The organism is Streptomyces sp. NPDC057900, assembly GCF_042887885.1.
Classification (GTDB): Bacteria; Actinomycetota; Actinomycetes; order Streptomycetales; family Streptomycetaceae; genus Streptomyces.
Genome location: NZ_JBHVOI010000009.1, coordinates 232,986 through 249,205 on the forward strand (window position 1 = coordinate 232,986; position 16,220 = coordinate 249,205).

At 71.2% G+C, this 16,220-nt stretch carries 15 protein-coding genes; 7 read left to right on the forward strand and 8 right to left on the reverse strand.

Going from position 1 to position 16,220, the window contains the following annotated elements; genetic code table 11:
* The first annotated feature begins 76 nt into the window (after window positions 1-76).
* The 3 genes from cobN (at window position 77) to ACFVQ0_RS28350 (ending at window position 6,365) form a co-directional block, all read left to right on the forward strand.
* Window positions 77-3,673 (forward strand): cobaltochelatase subunit CobN, encoded by a 3,597-nt coding sequence (cobN, locus tag ACFVQ0_RS28340; RefSeq protein WP_390092020.1) that lies wholly within the window; start codon window positions 77-79, stop codon window positions 3,671-3,673.
* A 145-nt stretch (window positions 3,674-3,818) separates the two neighbouring features.
* The gene (locus tag ACFVQ0_RS28345; protein ID WP_390092021.1) at window positions 3,819-4,877 is read left to right on the forward strand and encodes a VWA domain-containing protein; all 1,059 of its coding nucleotides are present in this window, start codon (window positions 3,819-3,821) and stop codon (window positions 4,875-4,877) included.
* Between the two features lie 111 nt (window positions 4,878-4,988).
* Window positions 4,989-6,365, forward strand: a complete 1,377-nt coding sequence (locus ACFVQ0_RS28350) for a rhodanese-like domain-containing protein (protein ID WP_390092022.1) — start codon at window positions 4,989-4,991, stop codon at window positions 6,363-6,365.
* 85 nt (window positions 6,366-6,450) lie between these two features.
* Here the strand turns inward: ACFVQ0_RS28350 and ACFVQ0_RS28355 are convergent, their stop codons facing one another.
* The gene (locus ACFVQ0_RS28355) at window positions 6,451-6,729 is read right to left on the reverse strand and encodes a metal-sensitive transcriptional regulator (RefSeq protein ID WP_073737603.1); all 279 of its coding nucleotides are present in this window, start codon (window positions 6,727-6,729) and stop codon (window positions 6,451-6,453) included.
* Between the two features lie 96 nt (window positions 6,730-6,825).
* Here ACFVQ0_RS28355 and ACFVQ0_RS28360 point away from each other — a divergent pair, with 96 nt between their 5' ends.
* A complete protein-coding gene (locus tag ACFVQ0_RS28360; protein ID WP_390092023.1) occupies window positions 6,826-7,407 on the forward strand; it encodes a rhodanese-like domain-containing protein in 582 nt (193 codons plus the stop codon).
* Between the two features lie 128 nt (window positions 7,408-7,535).
* On the opposite strand, the gene ACFVQ0_RS28365 is transcribed toward ACFVQ0_RS28360, so the two are convergent.
* The 7 genes from ACFVQ0_RS28365 to ACFVQ0_RS28395 are packed head-to-tail and all read right to left on the reverse strand — an operon-like array spanning window position 7,536 to window position 12,953.
* Entirely contained in the window at window positions 7,536-8,768 is a 1,233-nt protein-coding gene (locus ACFVQ0_RS28365; RefSeq protein ID WP_390092024.1) for a cytochrome P450, read from the reverse strand.
* A 9-nt stretch (window positions 8,769-8,777) separates the two neighbouring features.
* Complete coding sequence (locus ACFVQ0_RS28370; RefSeq protein ID WP_390092025.1) at window positions 8,778-9,992, reverse strand: cytochrome P450; 1,215 nt, start codon at window positions 9,990-9,992, stop codon at window positions 8,778-8,780.
* On the reverse strand, window positions 9,989-10,618 hold the full coding sequence (locus ACFVQ0_RS28375; protein ID WP_390092026.1) for an ATP/GTP-binding protein: 630 nt from the start codon (window positions 10,616-10,618) through the stop codon (window positions 9,989-9,991). The genes ACFVQ0_RS28370 and ACFVQ0_RS28375 overlap by 4 nt, the downstream gene beginning before the upstream one ends.
* Window positions 10,596-10,949, reverse strand: a complete 354-nt coding sequence (locus tag ACFVQ0_RS28380) for a DUF742 domain-containing protein (RefSeq protein ID WP_390092027.1) — start codon at window positions 10,947-10,949, stop codon at window positions 10,596-10,598. Before ACFVQ0_RS28380 ends, ACFVQ0_RS28375 begins: the two co-directional genes overlap by 23 nt.
* Entirely contained in the window at window positions 10,946-11,368 is a 423-nt protein-coding gene (locus ACFVQ0_RS28385) for a roadblock/LC7 domain-containing protein (protein WP_390092028.1), read from the reverse strand. The genes ACFVQ0_RS28380 and ACFVQ0_RS28385 overlap by 4 nt, the downstream gene beginning before the upstream one ends.
* A 2-nt stretch (window positions 11,369-11,370) precedes the next feature.
* Window positions 11,371-12,804 carry an ATP-binding protein gene (locus ACFVQ0_RS28390; RefSeq protein WP_390092029.1) on the reverse strand — a complete coding sequence of 478 codons (1,434 nt, stop codon included), beginning with the start codon at window positions 12,802-12,804 and terminating at the stop codon, window positions 11,371-11,373.
* Window positions 12,792-12,953 carry a hypothetical protein gene (locus ACFVQ0_RS28395; RefSeq protein WP_390092030.1) on the reverse strand — a complete coding sequence of 54 codons (162 nt, stop codon included), beginning with the start codon at window positions 12,951-12,953 and terminating at the stop codon, window positions 12,792-12,794. The genes ACFVQ0_RS28390 and ACFVQ0_RS28395 overlap by 13 nt, the downstream gene beginning before the upstream one ends.
* Before the next feature lie 468 nt (window positions 12,954-13,421).
* Between ACFVQ0_RS28395 and ACFVQ0_RS28400 the strand changes: the two genes are divergently transcribed.
* The 3 genes from ACFVQ0_RS28400 (at window position 13,422) to ACFVQ0_RS28410 (ending at window position 16,070) form a co-directional block, all read left to right on the forward strand.
* Window positions 13,422-14,327 (forward strand): helix-turn-helix domain-containing protein, encoded by a 906-nt coding sequence (locus tag ACFVQ0_RS28400; protein WP_390092031.1) that lies wholly within the window; start codon window positions 13,422-13,424, stop codon window positions 14,325-14,327.
* A 13-nt stretch (window positions 14,328-14,340) separates the two neighbouring features.
* Entirely contained in the window at window positions 14,341-14,544 is a 204-nt protein-coding gene (locus tag ACFVQ0_RS28405) for a DUF397 domain-containing protein (RefSeq protein ID WP_390092032.1), read from the forward strand.
* A gap of 221 nt (window positions 14,545-14,765) precedes the next feature.
* Window positions 14,766-16,070 (forward strand): helix-turn-helix domain-containing protein, encoded by a 1,305-nt coding sequence (locus ACFVQ0_RS28410; RefSeq protein WP_390092033.1) that lies wholly within the window; start codon window positions 14,766-14,768, stop codon window positions 16,068-16,070.
* The last annotated feature ends 150 nt before the right edge of the window (window positions 16,071-16,220 follow it).

Here is a 16,220-nt window from a genome sequence, read left to right on the forward strand (position 1 = left end):
TCGGCCCGTCCGAGCAGGGGAGTCCCATTCCGACACCGCCCGGGGCGTGGATACCCCGAGGAAGGCCAGACGCCGCATGATCCTGCTCCTGTCGACGTCAGACACCGACCTGCTCAGCGCCCGCGCCTCCGACGGCCCGGTCGCCTACCGCTACGCGAACCCCTCCCGGCTCCCGCTCCAGGACCTCCCGCAGCTCCTGGACGGCACGGACCTGGTCGTCGTACGCCTGCTCGGCGGGGTCCGCGCCTGGCAGGACGGCCTCGACCAGGTGCTGGCCACCGGCCGTCCCGTCGTCGTCCTCACCGGCGAACAGGCCCCCGACGCCCAGCTGATGGCCGCCTCCACCGTCCCGATCGGCATCGCCGCGGAGGCCCACGCCTACCTCGCGCACGGCGGCCCCGGCAACCTGGAGCAGCTCGCCCGCTTCCTCTCCGACACCGTCCTGCTCACCGGCCACGGCTTCGAACCGCCCGCCCCGGCCCCCTCCTGGGGCCCGCTGGAGCGCACGCCCCGCGCGACGGACGGCCCCACCATCGCGGTGCTCTACTACCGCGCCCACCACATGAGCGGCAACACCGCGTTCATCGACGCGCTGTGCGGCGCCGTCGAGGACGCGGGCGGCCGCGCCCTGCCGCTGTTCGTCGCCTCGCTGCGCACACCGGAGCCCGAGCTGATCGACGCCCTGCGGGCCGCCGACGCGATCGTGACCACGGTGCTCGCCGCGGGCGGCACCCGGCCCGCCGAGGCGTCGGCCGGCGGTGACGACGAGTCCTGGGACGCAGGCGCCCTGACCGGCCTCGACGTGCCCATCCTCCAGGCCCTCTGCCTCACATCCTCCCGGTCCGACTGGGAGGACAACGACGAGGGCGTCTCGCCGCTGGACGCCGCGAGCCAGATCGCCGTCCCCGAGTTCGACGGCCGCCTGATCACCGTCCCGTTCTCGTTCAAGGAGATCGACGAGGAGGGCCTCCCGGCCTACGTGGCCGACGCCGAGCGCGCCGCCCGGGTCGCCGGGACCGCCGTGCGCCACGCACGGCTCCGGCACATCCCGAACGCGGAGAAGCGCCTCGCCCTGGTGCTGTCCGCGTACCCGACCAAGCACTCCCGGATCGGCAACGCCGTCGGACTCGACACCCCGGCGAGCGCCGTCGCCCTGCTGCGCCGGCTCCGGGCCGAGGGGTACGACTTCGGTGCCGAGGAGGTGCCGGGCCTCGCCTCCGGTGACGGCGACGAGCTGATCTACGCGCTGATCGAGGCGGGTGGCCACGACCAGGAGTGGCTCACCGAGGAGCAGTTGGCCCGCAACCCGGTCCGCATCCCGGCCGCCGACTACCGGCGCTGGTACGCGACGCTGCCGGCCGAACTCCGCGAGGCCGTCGAGGAGCACTGGGGCCCCGCTCCCGGCGAGATGTTCGTGGACCGCTCGCGCAACCCGGAGGGCGACATCGTCCTGGCCGCCCTGCGCCGGGGCAATCTGCTCATCCTCATCCAGCCGCCGCGCGGCTTCGGCGAGAACCCGATCGCGATCTACCACGACCCCGACCTGCCGCCCTCGCACCACTACCTGGCCGCCTACCGCTGGATCGCCGCCGCAGCGGACGACAACGGTTTCGGCGCCGACGCGATGATCCACCTCGGCAAGCACGGCAACCTGGAGTGGCTGCCCGGGAAGAACGCCGGGCTGTCCGCCGCCTGCGGACCCGACGCGGCGCTGGGCGACCTCCCGCTCGTCTACCCCTTCCTGGTCAACGACCCCGGCGAGGGCACCCAGGCCAAGCGCCGCGTCCACGCCACCCTGGTGGACCACCTCGTACCGCCGATGGCCCGCGCGGAGAGCTACGGCGATGTGGCCCGGCTGGAACAGCTCCTGGACGAGCACGCCCAGATCGCGGCGATGGACCCGGCGAAGCTCCCGGCGATCAGGGCCCAGATCTGGACCCTGATCCAGGCAGCGAAGCTCGACCACGACCTGGGCCTCGAAGACCGCCCCGAGGACGAGGGCTTCGACGAGTTCATCATGCATCTCGACGGCTGGCTCTGTGAGATCAAGGACGCCCAGATCCGCGACGGCCTGCACGTCCTGGGCGGCGCGCCCGCCGGCGCCGACCGGGTCAACCTGGTCCTGGCGATCCTGCGCGCCCGCCAGATCTGGGGCGGCACCTCCTCCCTGCCCGGTCTGCGCGAGGCGCTCGGCCTCGACGAGTCGGCGGCCACCCGCACCGCCGCCGACGAGGTGGAGGAGCGGGCGCGCACCCTGGTCCAGGCGATGGAGGACGCCGCGTGGGCGCCGGACGCCGTCGCCGGGGTCGCGGCCGGGCACCCGCGGGCCGTGGCCGACATCCTGGACTTCGCGGCCCGCGAGGTCGTACCGCGCCTGGCGGCCACCACCGACGAACTCGACCACACCGTGCACGCGCTGAACGGCGGCTTCGTCCCCGCCGGGCCCTCGGGCTCCCCGCTCCGCGGTCTGGTCAACGTCCTGCCGACCGGCCGCAACTTCTACTCCGTCGACCCCAAGGCGGTGCCCTCCCGGCTGGCCTGGGAGACCGGACAGGCGCTGGCCGACTCCCTGCTGGAGCGCTACCGGACCGACAACGGCGACTGGCCCACCTCGGTCGGCCTGTCCCTGTGGGGCACCAGCGCGATGCGTACCGCGGGCGACGACGTCGCGGAGGCCTTCGCGCTGCTCGGCGTCCGCCCGGTCTGGGACGACGCCTCGCGCCGGGTCACCGGCCTGGAGGCGGTCCCGGCCGCCGAACTGGGGCGCCCGCGCATCGATGTGACGCTCCGCATCAGCGGCTTCTTCCGCGACGCGTTCCCGCACACCATCGGCCTCCTGGACGACGCGGTCCGCCTCGCGGCCTCGCTGGACGAGCCCGACGAGCAGAACTACGTACGGGCGCACACCCGGGCGGACCTGGCCGCGCACGGCGACGAACGCCGCGCCACCACCCGTATCTTCGGCTCCCGCCCCGGTACCTACGGAGCCGGACTGCTCCAGCTCATCGACTCGCGGGACTGGCGCACCGACGCGGATCTGGCCGAGGTCTACACCGTCTGGGGCGGCTACGCCTACGGCCGCGAACTCGACGGACGCCCGGCCCGCGAGGAGATGGAGACGGCGTACAAGCGCATCGAGGTCGCGGCCAAGAACACCGACACCCGCGAACACGACATCGCGGACTCGGACGACTACTTCCAGTACCACGGCGGCATGGTGGCCACGGTGCGCGCGCTCAAGGGCACCGCCCCCGAGGCGTACATCGGGGACTCCACCCGGCCCGAGACCGTCCGGACCCGCACCCTGGTCGAGGAGACCTCGCGCGTCTTCCGGGCCCGCGTCGTCAACCCCAAGTGGATCGAGGCGATGCGCCGCCACGGCTACAAGGGCGCCTTCGAACTGGCCGCCACCGTCGACTACCTCTTCGGCTACGACGCCACGACGGGGGTGGTCGCCGACTGGATGTACGACAAGCTCACCGAGACGTACGTCCTGGACCCGGCCAACCGCGAGTTCCTCCAGCGGGCCAACCCCTGGGCCCTCCACGGCATCGCGGAACGCCTCCTGGAGGCCGAGTCGCGCGGTATGTGGGAGAAGCCGGACCCGGAGATCCTCGCCGGTCTGCGCCAGGTCTTCCTGGAGACCGAGGGTGATCTGGAGGGCGAGGACTGAGCCACCGGCCGCACCGGCCACCGTACGGATGAAGGGCCCCGGCCGCTCGCGCGGCCGGGGCCCTTATTCGCGTCCAACTCCGTTGTCAGTGCCTCCCCATAGAGTTCAGGTATCACTCGGGGAGCTTCGGAGAAGGAGCAGAAACGTGTCCGCCAACAGGATTCAGCACAAGGTGAATCACGTCGCGCTGGTCGTGGACTGTTCGGGTTCCATGCGGCCGCACCAGGGCCAGCTCATTCGTGTCGTGGACGAGTTCGTGGCCGGTCTGAAGGCCGAATCGGACAGCCTCGGCCATGAGACCCGGATCAGTCTCTATTCCTTCGATCACCGGGTGGAGAACCTGGTCTGGGACATGGACGTGAAGCATCTGCCGTCCATGCGCGGTCTGTACAGGGTCAACAACGGCGCCACGGCGCTCATCGAGGCCTCCTTGAAGTCCCTGGACGATCTGGGCCATATCTGGGAGGAGTACGGCGAGCACAGCTTCCTGCAGATCGTGGTGACGGACGGCGAGGAGAACGCCTCCGGCGGCGACCGGCGGCACGACGGCGACATGGCCGTCCTCGGCCCCTGGCTCGACAGGATCACGGCGAAGATGGGCGGGCTCCCGGGCCACTGGACGTCCGCGATCCTGGTGCCGAACTCGCTGGCGAAGCGCACCGCCCAGAACTACGGCTTCCCCGCGGGGAACATCGCCATCTGGGACGCGGACTCCCAGGAGGGTGTCGAGGAGGCGATCGGCACCGTGCGCGCCGCCGCCACCAGCTTCCTGCGGGGCCGCGAGCAGGGTGTGCGCGGCACAAAGAATCTGTTCGCCGTGGGGCAGGACATATCCGTTGACGAGGTAAGGGCGAATCTCGAACCGATACCCGCCGACAAATACCGTCTCCTGAAGGTCGACAAGGAGATCGAGATCCGGCCCTTCGTGAATTCGCATCCGGGTGTGACGTACGAACGCGGCTCCTGCTATTACCAATTGGGCGCCCGGGTCCAGGTCCAGCCCGACAAGGAAGTCGTCGTGGTCGAGAAGGACACCGATCGCGCCTATACGGGCGACGCGGCGCGCAGCCTTCTCTTCGGTACGGGTATCCACGGGACGGTCTCGGTGAAGGCGGGGAACAATCCGGAGCTGGAGGTCTATGTGCAGAGCCGCTCCGTGAACAGGAAGCTCAAGCCGAAGACGCGTCTGCTCATCATGCTCTGAGATTCTCGTCCGGCTCGGGCGGCCCAGGCCTGTGGAATACCCCGGGGGGTATCACTGTTACAGTGAGATGAAGATACCCCCCGGGGTACATCGCTATGGAGGGAGACGGCCGTGTTCTTCGTGGACACCCTGGAGACCGAGGGTCTGGGCAACCGCAGCTATCTCGCGGGCGGTGCGGTGACGGCGGTGGCCGTCGACCCGCCGCGCGATGTGGAGCGGGTCCTGGCCGCGGCCGCCGGGCGCGGGGTGCGGATCGGGTACGTGGTGGAGACCCACATACACAACGACTACGTCACCGGCGGCCTGGAGCTGGCCCGGCTGACCGGTGCGCGGTATCTGGTGCCCGCGGCGGCCCGGGTCTCCTTCGACCGGGTGCCGGTCGAGGACGGCGACAGCTTCGCCGTCGACACCGGCCTTGAGCTGCGGGCGCTGGCCACCCCCGGTCACACCCCGCACCACACCGCCTATGTGCTGGCCGAGGAGGGGCGGGAAGTGGCGGCGTTCACCGGCGGGTCGCTGCTGATCGGCACGGTGGGCCGTCCCGACCTGGTCGAGCCGAGGCTGACCGAGCAGCTGGCCCGCGCCCAGCACGCCTCCGCCCACCGGCTGGCCGGGGAGCTCCACGACGACGTGCGGGTGCTGCCCACCCATGGATTCGGCAGCTTCTGCTCGGCCTCCGGGGCCGGTGCCGGGGGCGATGTCACCACCATCGGCGAGGAGCGGGCCGGGAACGACGCCCTGAACCAGGACGTCGACGTCTTCGTCGCGCAGATGCTCGCCGGGCTGGAGGACGTGCCCGCCTACTACGCGCACATGGGTCCGGTGAACGCGGAAGGGCCCGCGCCGGTGGACCTGACCCCGCCCCGGACGGCCGACGGCGAGGAGATCGCGCAGCGCCTGGCCGCCGGGGAGTGGGTGGTCGACCTGCGCAGCCGTACCGCGTTCTCGCGGGGCCATGTGGCCGGGACGTTCAACTTCGAGGCCGGGGGCAGCCTCGCCACGTATCTCGCCTGGCTGATCCCGTGGGGCAAGCCCGTCACCCTCCTCGCCGCGTCCCCCGGTCAGCTCGCGGCGGCCCAGCGGGAGCTGGTGCGGGTCGGCATCGAACGGCCGACCGCCGCCGCCACGGGCGAGCCGTCCTCCTGGCTGCGCACGGGGCAGAGTCTGCGTTCCTTCCCCCGCGCGGACTTCGCCGCCCTGGAGCGGGCGCTCGACGCCGGGCAGGACATCGTGGTGCTCGATGTGCGCCGCGACTCCGAACGGGCCGGTGAGTACGTACGGGGATCGGTCCACGTTCCCCTGCACGAACTGCGCGAGCGGGCCGCGGAGGTCCCGGCCGGAGTGGTGTGGGTGCACTGCGCGGGCGGGATGCGCGCCGCCATCGCCGCGTCCCTGCTCGACGCCGAAGGCCGTGACGTGGTCGCCGTCGACGACGGCTTCGATGCCGCCCGGAGCGCCGGCCTGACCGTCGCGGACGTACCGGCCTGACCCGCGTGCGTCCGCACGGCCGGCCGGTCGTGCGCTCGTATCGAGCCGCTCGTAGCGAGGCCGGTTGTCGCCGGGCCGGTCGTCGTCAGGCGAGGGAGAGGAAGAGCTTCTCCAGACGGGCCCGCATCTGGTCCCGGTCCCCGGCCGCCTGACCACCGTCCGCCATGCACTGCTGGAGGCCCGTCGCGATGATCGCGAACCCGGCCCGGTCCAGGGCGCGGGAGACCGCGGCCAGCTGTGTGATCACGTCCTCGCAGTCCCGGCCGTCCTCGATCATCTTGACGATCCCGGCGATCTGCCCCTGGGCCCGCTTCAGCCGGTTGAGCACCGACTTCAGCTCGGCGGCCGCCATGTCCAGCTCCACGATTCTTCCTCCGTAAACAACCCTGAATACCCCTAGGGGTATCCTACCGTGTCCGGGGCCGACGGCCCCGGCCCGCACAGAAACGGAACACCGCACATGACCGCCCCCGCCTCCACCCCGGCCGCCGTCCTCCCCGTCCAGGCGGCGGCCCGGCTCGGCCAGTACGCCGTCATCGACGTCCGTACCCCCGGCGAATACGCCTCCGGACATCTTCCAGGGGCCCACAACATCCCCCTGGACCGCATAGCCGAGGCACTGCCCGCGCTGCGTGCCGCCGCCGCCCGCGGCGAACTGCTGGTGGTCTGCGCCTCCGGCGGCCGGTCCGCCACCGCCTGCCAGGAACTGGCCGCGGCCGGTATCGCCGCGGCCGCCCTCACCGGCGGCACCACCGCCTGGGCGGAGCAGGGCCACGCGCTGGACCGGCCCGCGGGCACCTCACGGACCTGGGCCATGGAACGCCAGGTCCGGCTCGCCGCCGGGTCCCTCGTCGTGCTGGGTCTCGCGGTCGGCACCCGCTACCGCCCTGCCCGCGCCCTCTCCGCCGCCGTCGGCGGCGGCCTGGTCTTCTCCGCCCTGACCAACACCTGCGGCATGGCCGCCGTCCTGGCCCGGCTGCCGCACAACCGTCCGCGCCGCGCAGAGCTCGACGCCACCCTCGCCGCGCTGCGTCAGCGGTAGCCGGGGAGCGGACACGGTCGCGTCGGGCCGGGGCCTCGGCTCAGTACCGACGGGCACCCGGCGCTCGGCCGGCAGAAGCGCCCCCGTCCAGGTCCGCAGTCAGAGGGGCAGAGGCCCCGGCGCGCCGGTCAGGCGGTGGCCGGCCGCAGCCTGACCGGCAGCGTCTGGTGGCCGTTGCTGATGAGGGAGCGCAGCGGCTTCAGCTCGGCGGCCGGCACGGCGAGTTCGAGGTAGGGGAAGCGCTCGAACAGCTGACGCAGCGCTGCGGCGATCTCCATACGGGCGAGCGGTGCGCCGAGGCAGAAGTGCACTCCGTGCCCGAAAGCGAGGTGCTCGGAGGACGGCCTGGTGATGTCGAAGCGGTCGGCGGACTCGCCGTGCCAGTCGGGGTGGCGGTTGGCCGCCGCGTAGGAGACGAGGATCGCCTCTCCGGCCCGGATCGTCTGTCCGTCGGGCAGCGGCAGGTCCTCCAGCGCGCAGCGCAGCGGGAGGTGCTTGACGGCGGGTTCGTGCCGCAGGGTCTCCTCGACGACATCGCCCCAGCCGGCCCGGCCGGCCCGGACGTGGGCGAGCTGCTCGGGGTTGGTGAGCAGGGCCGTGATGCCGTGATCGATCCCGTTGACCGTCGTCTCGTACCCGGCGCTGATCATCAGCAGCAGTGTGTCGCGCAGTTCGTCGTCGGCCATCGCGCTGCCGTCGCCCTCGGTGTCGCGTGTGGCGATGAGGAGCGAGGTCATGTCGTCGCCCGGTGCGGCGCGCTTGGCATCGATCAGGTCGTCGAGCAGCTTGTACAGGGCAGCCGTGTTCGCCGCGGCCTCGTCGGCGGCGAGCGCGGTGGAGAAGACTCCGTCGACCACGCTGCGGAAGCCCTGGCGATGGTCGTCGGGGACGCCCATGAGCCGTCCGATCACGGCGATCGGCAGGGGATAGGCGAGCTCCTCGCGCAGGTCGACGATCTCCCCGGCCGGCCGGGACTCGATGGAGTCGAGGAGGCCCGTGACGATCGCCTCGACGGTGGCCTCCATGGTCTGGACCCGGCGGGCGCTGAACGCCGGGGCGACCATGCGCCTGAGCCGCCGGTGGTCACCGCCGTAGGCGGTGAACATGTTGTTCACCGCGATCCACAGGGCCAGCGGCCAGGTGGCGACGGTGTCGGCGAAGGCCGGCCAGTGAGCGCGCGTGTCCTTGGAGACCCGGGCGTCCGTCAGGAGTTCCTTGAGGAGAGCGGGGTCGGTGACGGACCAGGCGGTGACGCCGAGGATGTCGACACGGGCGGCCGGTCCGCGGGAGCGCAGGGCCTCGTGTTCGGCGTGGTGGTCCGCCGCGGAGGGGTCCAGAACGAGGATCGGGTGTTCGGGCACGGGTGCTCCTCAGCGAGTGGCAGGGAAGACGACAGGGAGGGATTCCAGGGCACGGTGGAAGGGGCCGGGCCGCCAGCGCACCTCGTCGGCCGGTACCGCGAGGTCCATCTCCGGAAAGGCATCGGCGAGAAAGCTGATGGCCGTCTCGGCGATGAGGTAGGCGTGGGAGCGGGCCGGGCAGGTGTGCGGTCCGGTGCTCCAGGACAGATGGGCCCGGTTTCCGACGAAGGCGTCCGGCGGGAGTCCGCCCGTGAGCACCGGGTCGTTGTTGCAGGCGGCCATGGAGATGACGACCGGCTGGTGGGCCGGCAGCAGGGTGCCGTCCACGTCCGCGTCGTAACGCGGATAGCTGATGCAGTAGTTCGCCATGGGCGGGTCCGTGTACAGGACGGTGTCGAGGGCGTCGCGGATCGTGGACTCGGCGGAGTGCAGCGTGGCCGAGAACTCCTCGTCGGTGAGGATCCTCCACCAGGTGTTGACGATGAGGTTGGTCAGCGGTTCGATGCCGGCACCGTACAGCGTGACGATCTGGTGGCCCATCTCCTCGTCGCTCAGCTCCGCCGGGTGGGCGATCAGACGGGACGTCACGTCGTCCGCCGGATGGTGCCTGCGCAGGCTCACGAGGTCGGCGACCGCCGTGGCGAGGATCTCGTTGCCACGGACGGCGTCGGTGGTCTCGAAGATGCGGGACATGCCGTCGGCGATCCGGGCGCCGATCTCGTCGGGGCAGCCCAGCATCGAGCTCAGGACCCGGAAGGCGATCGGGAAGGCGTACTGAGTGGCGAGATCCGCCCGGCCGGTGGAGCCGAAGCCGTTCACCGCGTCGGCGGCGACCTTCTCCACCAGAGCCCGCAGTTCGTGCTGGTCGATCGCGTCGATGCTCGCGGTGTTGGCCGAGCGGTAACGGGAGTGCTCGGTGCCACCGCTGCGCAGGGCGTTGGGCCGCCACTCCATCATCGGCCGCACCGGGCACGACGCCGGCACCGCCTGCTCCCACACTCGGGGATCGGCGGGGAAACGCAGCGGATCGTTGAGGATGCTGCGCGCCTGGAAGTAGCCGATCACCAGGGTGGCGGGAATTCCGGGCGACAGCTCGACGGGCACGAACGGGCCGAAGGTGCCGCGCATCCGCTCGTACGCGGCGTGCGGGTCGGCGGCGAACTCGGGCCCGTACAGGGGAAACCGCGCCGACCCGGACAGTGGCTCTGTGCCGATGGGGTTCATCGCAGGGGCTCCAGGGGCTCCAGTGGTGCGGCCGGTGGCTGCTCCACGAGGTGGTCCATCAGGGCTACGAGTGCGTGGAGCGAAGAGGTGCGGTCGCGGGCGTCGCAGGTGATGAGCGGGGTGGTGGCGTCCAGGGCGAGGGCCTGGCGGAGTTCGCCCAGGTCGTAGGCGGGGGCACCGGGGAAGGTGTTGATCGCGACGGCGTAGGGGATGCCCTGGGCCTCCAGGAGGCCGAGGGCGCCGTGGCAGGCGTCGAGGTCGCGGGTGTCGGCCAGGACCAGGCATCCGAGCGCGCCTTCGGCCATGTCCTCCCAGAGCAGGTGGAAACGCTCCTGTCCGGGCAGCCCGAACAGATAGAGGACCAGGTGGCCGGCGGCCAGATGGATGCGGCCGAAGTCCATGCCCACGGTCGTCGTGGTCTTCGCAGGCGCCCCGCTGAGGTCGTCCACATCCGCGCTGTCGACGGTGATGGGCTCTTCCATACGCAGCGGAGTCACCTCGGACACGCTGCCGATGAGGGTCGTCTTGCCCACGCCGAAGCCCCCGGCGACCACGATCTTGGCGGACTCGGTCACCCCGGCCGGTACAAAGGTGACGTCGGTGTCAGACCAGGTCTCGGAGGCCATCGCGCACCCTTCGCAGGAGATCGGATTCGGGTCGGTCGGAGTCGGCCGCGACCGGGCTGGTCAGATGGCCGCTGTCCATCAGGGTGGAGACGAGGATGCGCACCGTGGAGGGCGGCATCTGCAACGCGGCGGCGATGTCCGCGACCGCGAGGCCGCCGTGACCGCCGGCGAACAGACTCATTAACCTCTGGGCATCGGGGCCGAGGGCGTTCGTCCGGCCGGTCGCGGCGATGACCACGCTCTCCAGGCGCACGTCCTGTCGCGGACGGACCCGCCCCCCGGTGCGTACGTACGGCCTGACCAGATCCGCGTCACGCCGTGGCCCGCTCATGCCGCGGAGCCGCCGTCCGTCTGCGACGGAACCCGTTCAGCGGTGCTCAGCTGCCTGCCCACCTTCACCGCGAGCTGCGCCATCTCACGGCTGATCAGGCCCACGTCCGCGTGCGGATGCGTGGTACAGACCGACAGCATGGTGTTGTCCCCGGCAGCCGTCGTCAGGCCTATGTTGTCGATGCACTCGATCATCTGCTGGCGGACTCCGCCACCACCGGTGAAGTCGTCCCATGCCTTTCCGGCGGCACGCATCGCGGCCGTCAGCGCGGCGAACTTCTCGCCCTCCTCCTGGCTCATCGTTCTCGTGCGTGCCTTCAGCAGGCCGTCGCTGCTCATCAGCACGGCGAAGCGGACGCCCTCGATCTCACCGAGGTGTTCGTCCAGCAGCCAGCCAAGGGAGTTGATGGTGGTCGACATGGTCAACGTCCTTCGGTCTCAGGGGGAGCGCTCGGCGTGTCGCGGACGCTGCGGGCACCGTTCAGCCAGGCGGTGGCCACCTCGGGCCGACCGGGTTCCACCGGCACCGCGGTGGCGGCGTGGCGGCGGGAGGGCGGCGCGGACCGCCGGCGGACCGTGAGTCCGCTCACCGTGGTCGAGGGCTGCCCCCGCTCCGGCACGGCCGCCTGCTCCGGGGCAGCGGCGGCGGCCGGAACCGGCGCCTCGGCGGCGGCCGGCCGGGCGACGGGAGCCGGCTGGGCGAAGGCGGCCGGCTGGGCGACGGGAGCCGGGGCGGCAGCGGCGGCCGGGGCCTGCCGGCGACGGGGCGCGGGCGGGGTGGCCGGTACCGCGGGCTGCGGGGCGGGAGGTGCGGTGAGCAGCTTCTGCGGCAGGACGATGAAGGCGCGGGTGCCGCCGTACACGTTGGGGGCTGTCACCTCGACGCGGTATCCGTAGGCCGCGGCGAGGACACCGGCCACGCGCAGGCCGGTCTGCGGGTAGGCACCCAGTTTCGTGATGTCGTCCCGCTCCTCGCTGGACATCACCCGGCGGGCCCACTCCAGCCGCTCGTCCTCCATGCGCAGCCCCGCGTCGTCCACGATCAGGAAGACCGCGTCGTTGCCGTGCTCCAGGGAGACGTGCACCCGGGTGTTCGGCGCCGAATAGCGCAGAGCGTTGTCGAGCAGGATCGCCAGTGTGTGGATCACCGCTTCCACGGCCCGGCTCTCCACGGCGAAGGTGTTCATGTCCGCGTGCTGCACCCGCTGGAAGCCCTCGACCCGGCCCATCGCGGCGCGCACGATCTCGCCGAGCGCGGTCACCGGATGGCGCCGAGAGAGCTTCTCGCCCGCCAGCACCGCGTACCCGCTCGCCGTCAGCAGCATCTGCTGGGCCAGGTGGTCGATCTCGACGAGGGTCTCGTACGCGTCGTCGGAGACGTGCTGACGTACACCGGCGCTGACCTTGGTGCCCAGCTTCGACGCGCGGTGGACCGTGCCCGCGGCGAAGGACCGCACCGCCGCGCGTGCGACGTCGACGGCCTCCTTGCGTACGTGGGCGATCTGTTCGTCGGCTTCGCGGCGGGCCAGTGCCACTTGTTCCTCGGCCGTTCTCCCCGCCGCGGTGACGGCGCGGGAGAACTGCCCGGCCAGTGCTCCGACGGCCTCGGCGACGGGGCTGCCCGCCAGCTGAGGCGGAACAGTCACGTCGATCACGCCTGCCGGGCCCGGCCCGGGGCTGGTCGCCAGGTGTCTCACGAAGTACTCGGTCATCTGTATTTGGTGCGTGAGGCGCTCGGAGTGCTCCCGCAGCTGGTCGGCTCGTTGTTCCGCCCGGCGTGCCGAGCGGCGGAACCGGACCGCCAGCACCGATCCGGCTACTGCCAGCAGCGCGAGAACCAGCGTCAGCGCGAGCATCGGGCCTCCGAGATCGTGACGGAAACGGCCGCCCGGCCGGAGCCCCGGCGGCGGAGCCGGCCGGCCCGGACGCCGTCACGGACGGGCACTCCGGTCCGCGGGTCACCGGTCAGGAAGTGCTGCTCGATACGCGGGAGATGGCGTTTCATGATGTCCGTACTCCGTAGTGCCGGGATTACCGGGTCTGTGGGCAGGGGCCGTCGGGAGGGCCCGCGGATGGCAAGGTGCCGAGGCGCGCCTCGGTGGCCGGCTTCCTCGCACTCGCGGCCGTCGGGAGACGTCCGGGCTCCGCGCCCCGAGGGCCCGGAGGCAAGACCTCACAGCGGAGAGCCGCTGCGCGGTCGCTCGTAGGGTGGCCCATCGCGGAAGTCCTTGTGGTGGAGACAATCGACACCAGATCACTCGAACAGGGTCATATCCAAGTGGCCTGTGCTTCTACCGAATTGGAGTATGGGCCTGGATCTCTCTCGGTGTAACGCTCACCGGGTAAGTGTCCGCATGAGCGTTGCGTACACGGGCGCGGCGACAGCGAAATCCCGGTGCCGCACGGTAACTTCCTTGTGGCTGCAACGCGTCGGCGGGGAGATCCGGGGCGGCATGTCCAAGGGGGTAGTGCCATGACCGAAGGGCTGAAGGTGCCTGCGGCTGCGGAGCCTTCCGACGGAATGGGCCCGATAACGCGGCGTCGCCAGTTGGGTGTCCGGCTGCTCGCCCTGCGCGATTCATGCGGACTGTCGGCCGAGGAGGCCGGCGAGCGTGCCGGGGTGTCCAAGGCGACCGTCAGCCGGTACGAGCGGGCCAAGGGGAACGTGCGGTGGAACCAGGTCGACCAGCTCTGCCGCGCGTACGGTGCCTCCGACGAGGAGCGGCACCGGCTCGTCGAACTGGCCAAGAACAGCAGGGACAACGAGGTCTGGTGGGTTCCGTTCGCCGGGAAGCTGCCCGATCAGATGCGGATGCTGCTGGCCCTGGAGAACGAGGCCCCGTGCATCAGCCACCACACCGTGGGAGTGGTGCCCGGCCTGCTCCAGACGCTGGGGTACGCCCAGGAGATCAAAGCCACCCCGGGGAACGCCCTTCCGCCGCAGGAGCTGCGGGAGTTCCTCCGGATGCGCATGCTGCGTCAGCGGATTCTGGACCGTGCGGCGCCGCCGGTGTACCACGTCATCCTGGACGAAGCGGTTGTCCGGCGCAGGGTCGGGAGCGGTGAGGTCATGTCCGCTCAGCTCGACCACCTGCTCGCCCGGGGCCGGGAACCGAGCATCAGCATCCAGGTGCTGCCGTTCTCGCGGGGAGCGTACAGCGCCGGTCTCAGCACGTTCATCGTCTTCGGCGGCCCCGACCCGTCTCTGGATGTCGTCTTTCTGGAGAATCAGACCGGCTCCCTGTTCCTGGAGGAACCCCTGGCGCTGAAGCGCTACACCGAGGCCATGGCCTTCCTGCGCCAGGAGGCACTGGACACGACCGCCTCCGCCGAACTGATCGCCGAGGCGAGCAGTACGCACCTGCGAAACCGGAAGTAGCGAGGAATTGCGCATGGCACGACAGATCCGGCCCGAGTTCTTCAAGAGCAGCTACAGCGCCAATGCCAACGGCGAGTGCGTCGAGTGCGCGGAGCTGCGGCACGCGCTCCTCGTGCGCGACTCGAAGACGGCCGACGGCGCCGTCCTCAGCTTCACGCACCTGGCGTGGGGGAAGTTCACCGCGTCCCTGCGCGGCGACGGCACCGAACGCCGCTGACCTGATCCGACCCGGCTCGCCGGGGCGTGCCTGTTCAACGCCTGCTCCACCCTTCCGCGTTCACTCCGCTCCTGCGGGAAACACCTTGTGCGGTCGCCTGGTTACAGTATTCAGTCCCAGGAGGACATGGCCGGGGCAGAGGAAACCGCATCGGCCGATGACGATGCAGACAGTCCGCAGCCGCGACAGCTGTCCGCATCAAGGCGCCGATGGAAGAGGAAATGCCGCAGAAGCCGAAGTGCCTGGACGACACCAAGTCCGCACGCGCCTGGTGGGGCAAGGAGCTCCGCAACTGGCGCAACGTCAGATCGCTGTCCTCGAAGGAACTGGGGAAGAGAGTCCACCTCAGTGGCACGATGATCGAGCGCATCGAGAAGGATGAGCGCCCCTGCGACGCCGGGCTGGCCCGAAGGCTGGACGACGCCCTGGACGCGGGTGGGGCGCTGCGGCGACTGTGGCGACTGGTCGAGGAAGAGGCGGCCGGGCAGTCCGGTGATGCGGACAGCCCGGCTCCGGACCGGCGGCCCGCCGGAAAGGCCGTCCGGGTCACGTGGGAACTCGACGAACATCCGCCGGGCCTCATCGACCCGGCACGGGCCGAACCCCCCACCGTAGTCCGCCCCGGGGACATCGCCCAGGTACTCGGCGCCGCCACGGTCATCGCCGAGTGGGGCAACCGCTACGGGGGCGGCGGCATTGTGCGCAGCTCCCTGTACGGCCAGCTGCTCTGGGCGCGGCGCCTGCTCGCCGCGCAGTACCCACCCGCGCTGGAAGCGGACCTGTTCGCTGCGGTCGGGCGCCTGTCCATTGTGATGGGGGCGAGCGCCTTCGACGCGTACGAGCACGAGGACGCGACCCGGCTCCTGCGCTTCGGCCGCTGGTGTGCCGAGCGGGCAGATGACTGGCACCTGAGGGCCGCCGCTCTCAACTGGCTGGCCCGGCAGTCCATTTGGTGCGGCATGCCGGACGAAGGGCTCACCCACGCGGAGGACGGGCTAGTGCGTGCGGACCGCCTCACGCCCCGCGAACAGGCGATGCTGCACAACGCCCGTGCCAGGGCGTGGGCGAGGATGGGGCGACCCGGCCAGGCCCTGACGGCCATCGGCCGGTCAGACGAGGTCTTCGGCCGGGCCAAGGGGGACGAGGACACGGTCTGGATGAGCTTCTACGACGATGCCCAGCATCACGGCGACACCGGGCACGCCGCCTTCGATCTGGCGCTGCTCTCCGGGCGGTCACCCGCGGTGGCGACGGCCAGACTCACGAAGGCCGTTGACGGGTACACCGACGTCTATGTGCGCTCGCGCGCCCTCTCCGGAACGAAGCTCGCCACACTGATCATGGCGACCGGGGACCCGGAGGAGGCCCTGCCGGTGGCTCACCGGGCCCTGGACGAGGTGGCGCGCCTCCGCTCCAACCGCGCGGTCGAGGACGTGATGAACCTGTCCAAGGAGTGCCGGCGGTACGCCGACGACGCGGAAGTCGCCGCGCTGCGCGAACGGATCGCGTCCACCGTGCGTTTATGACCGTCCCGCACACCGTCCCCGGGTGCGCGCGGCTCACCGGCCGACAGCCCCTGGATAGGATTCCGTCCGTGCCCTGACCTACCTGAACGGCACGACGAGCCCCAGTGCTTGTGGATTTTCGACCGGTCGAGCCGACGTGGCGGAGCCCGC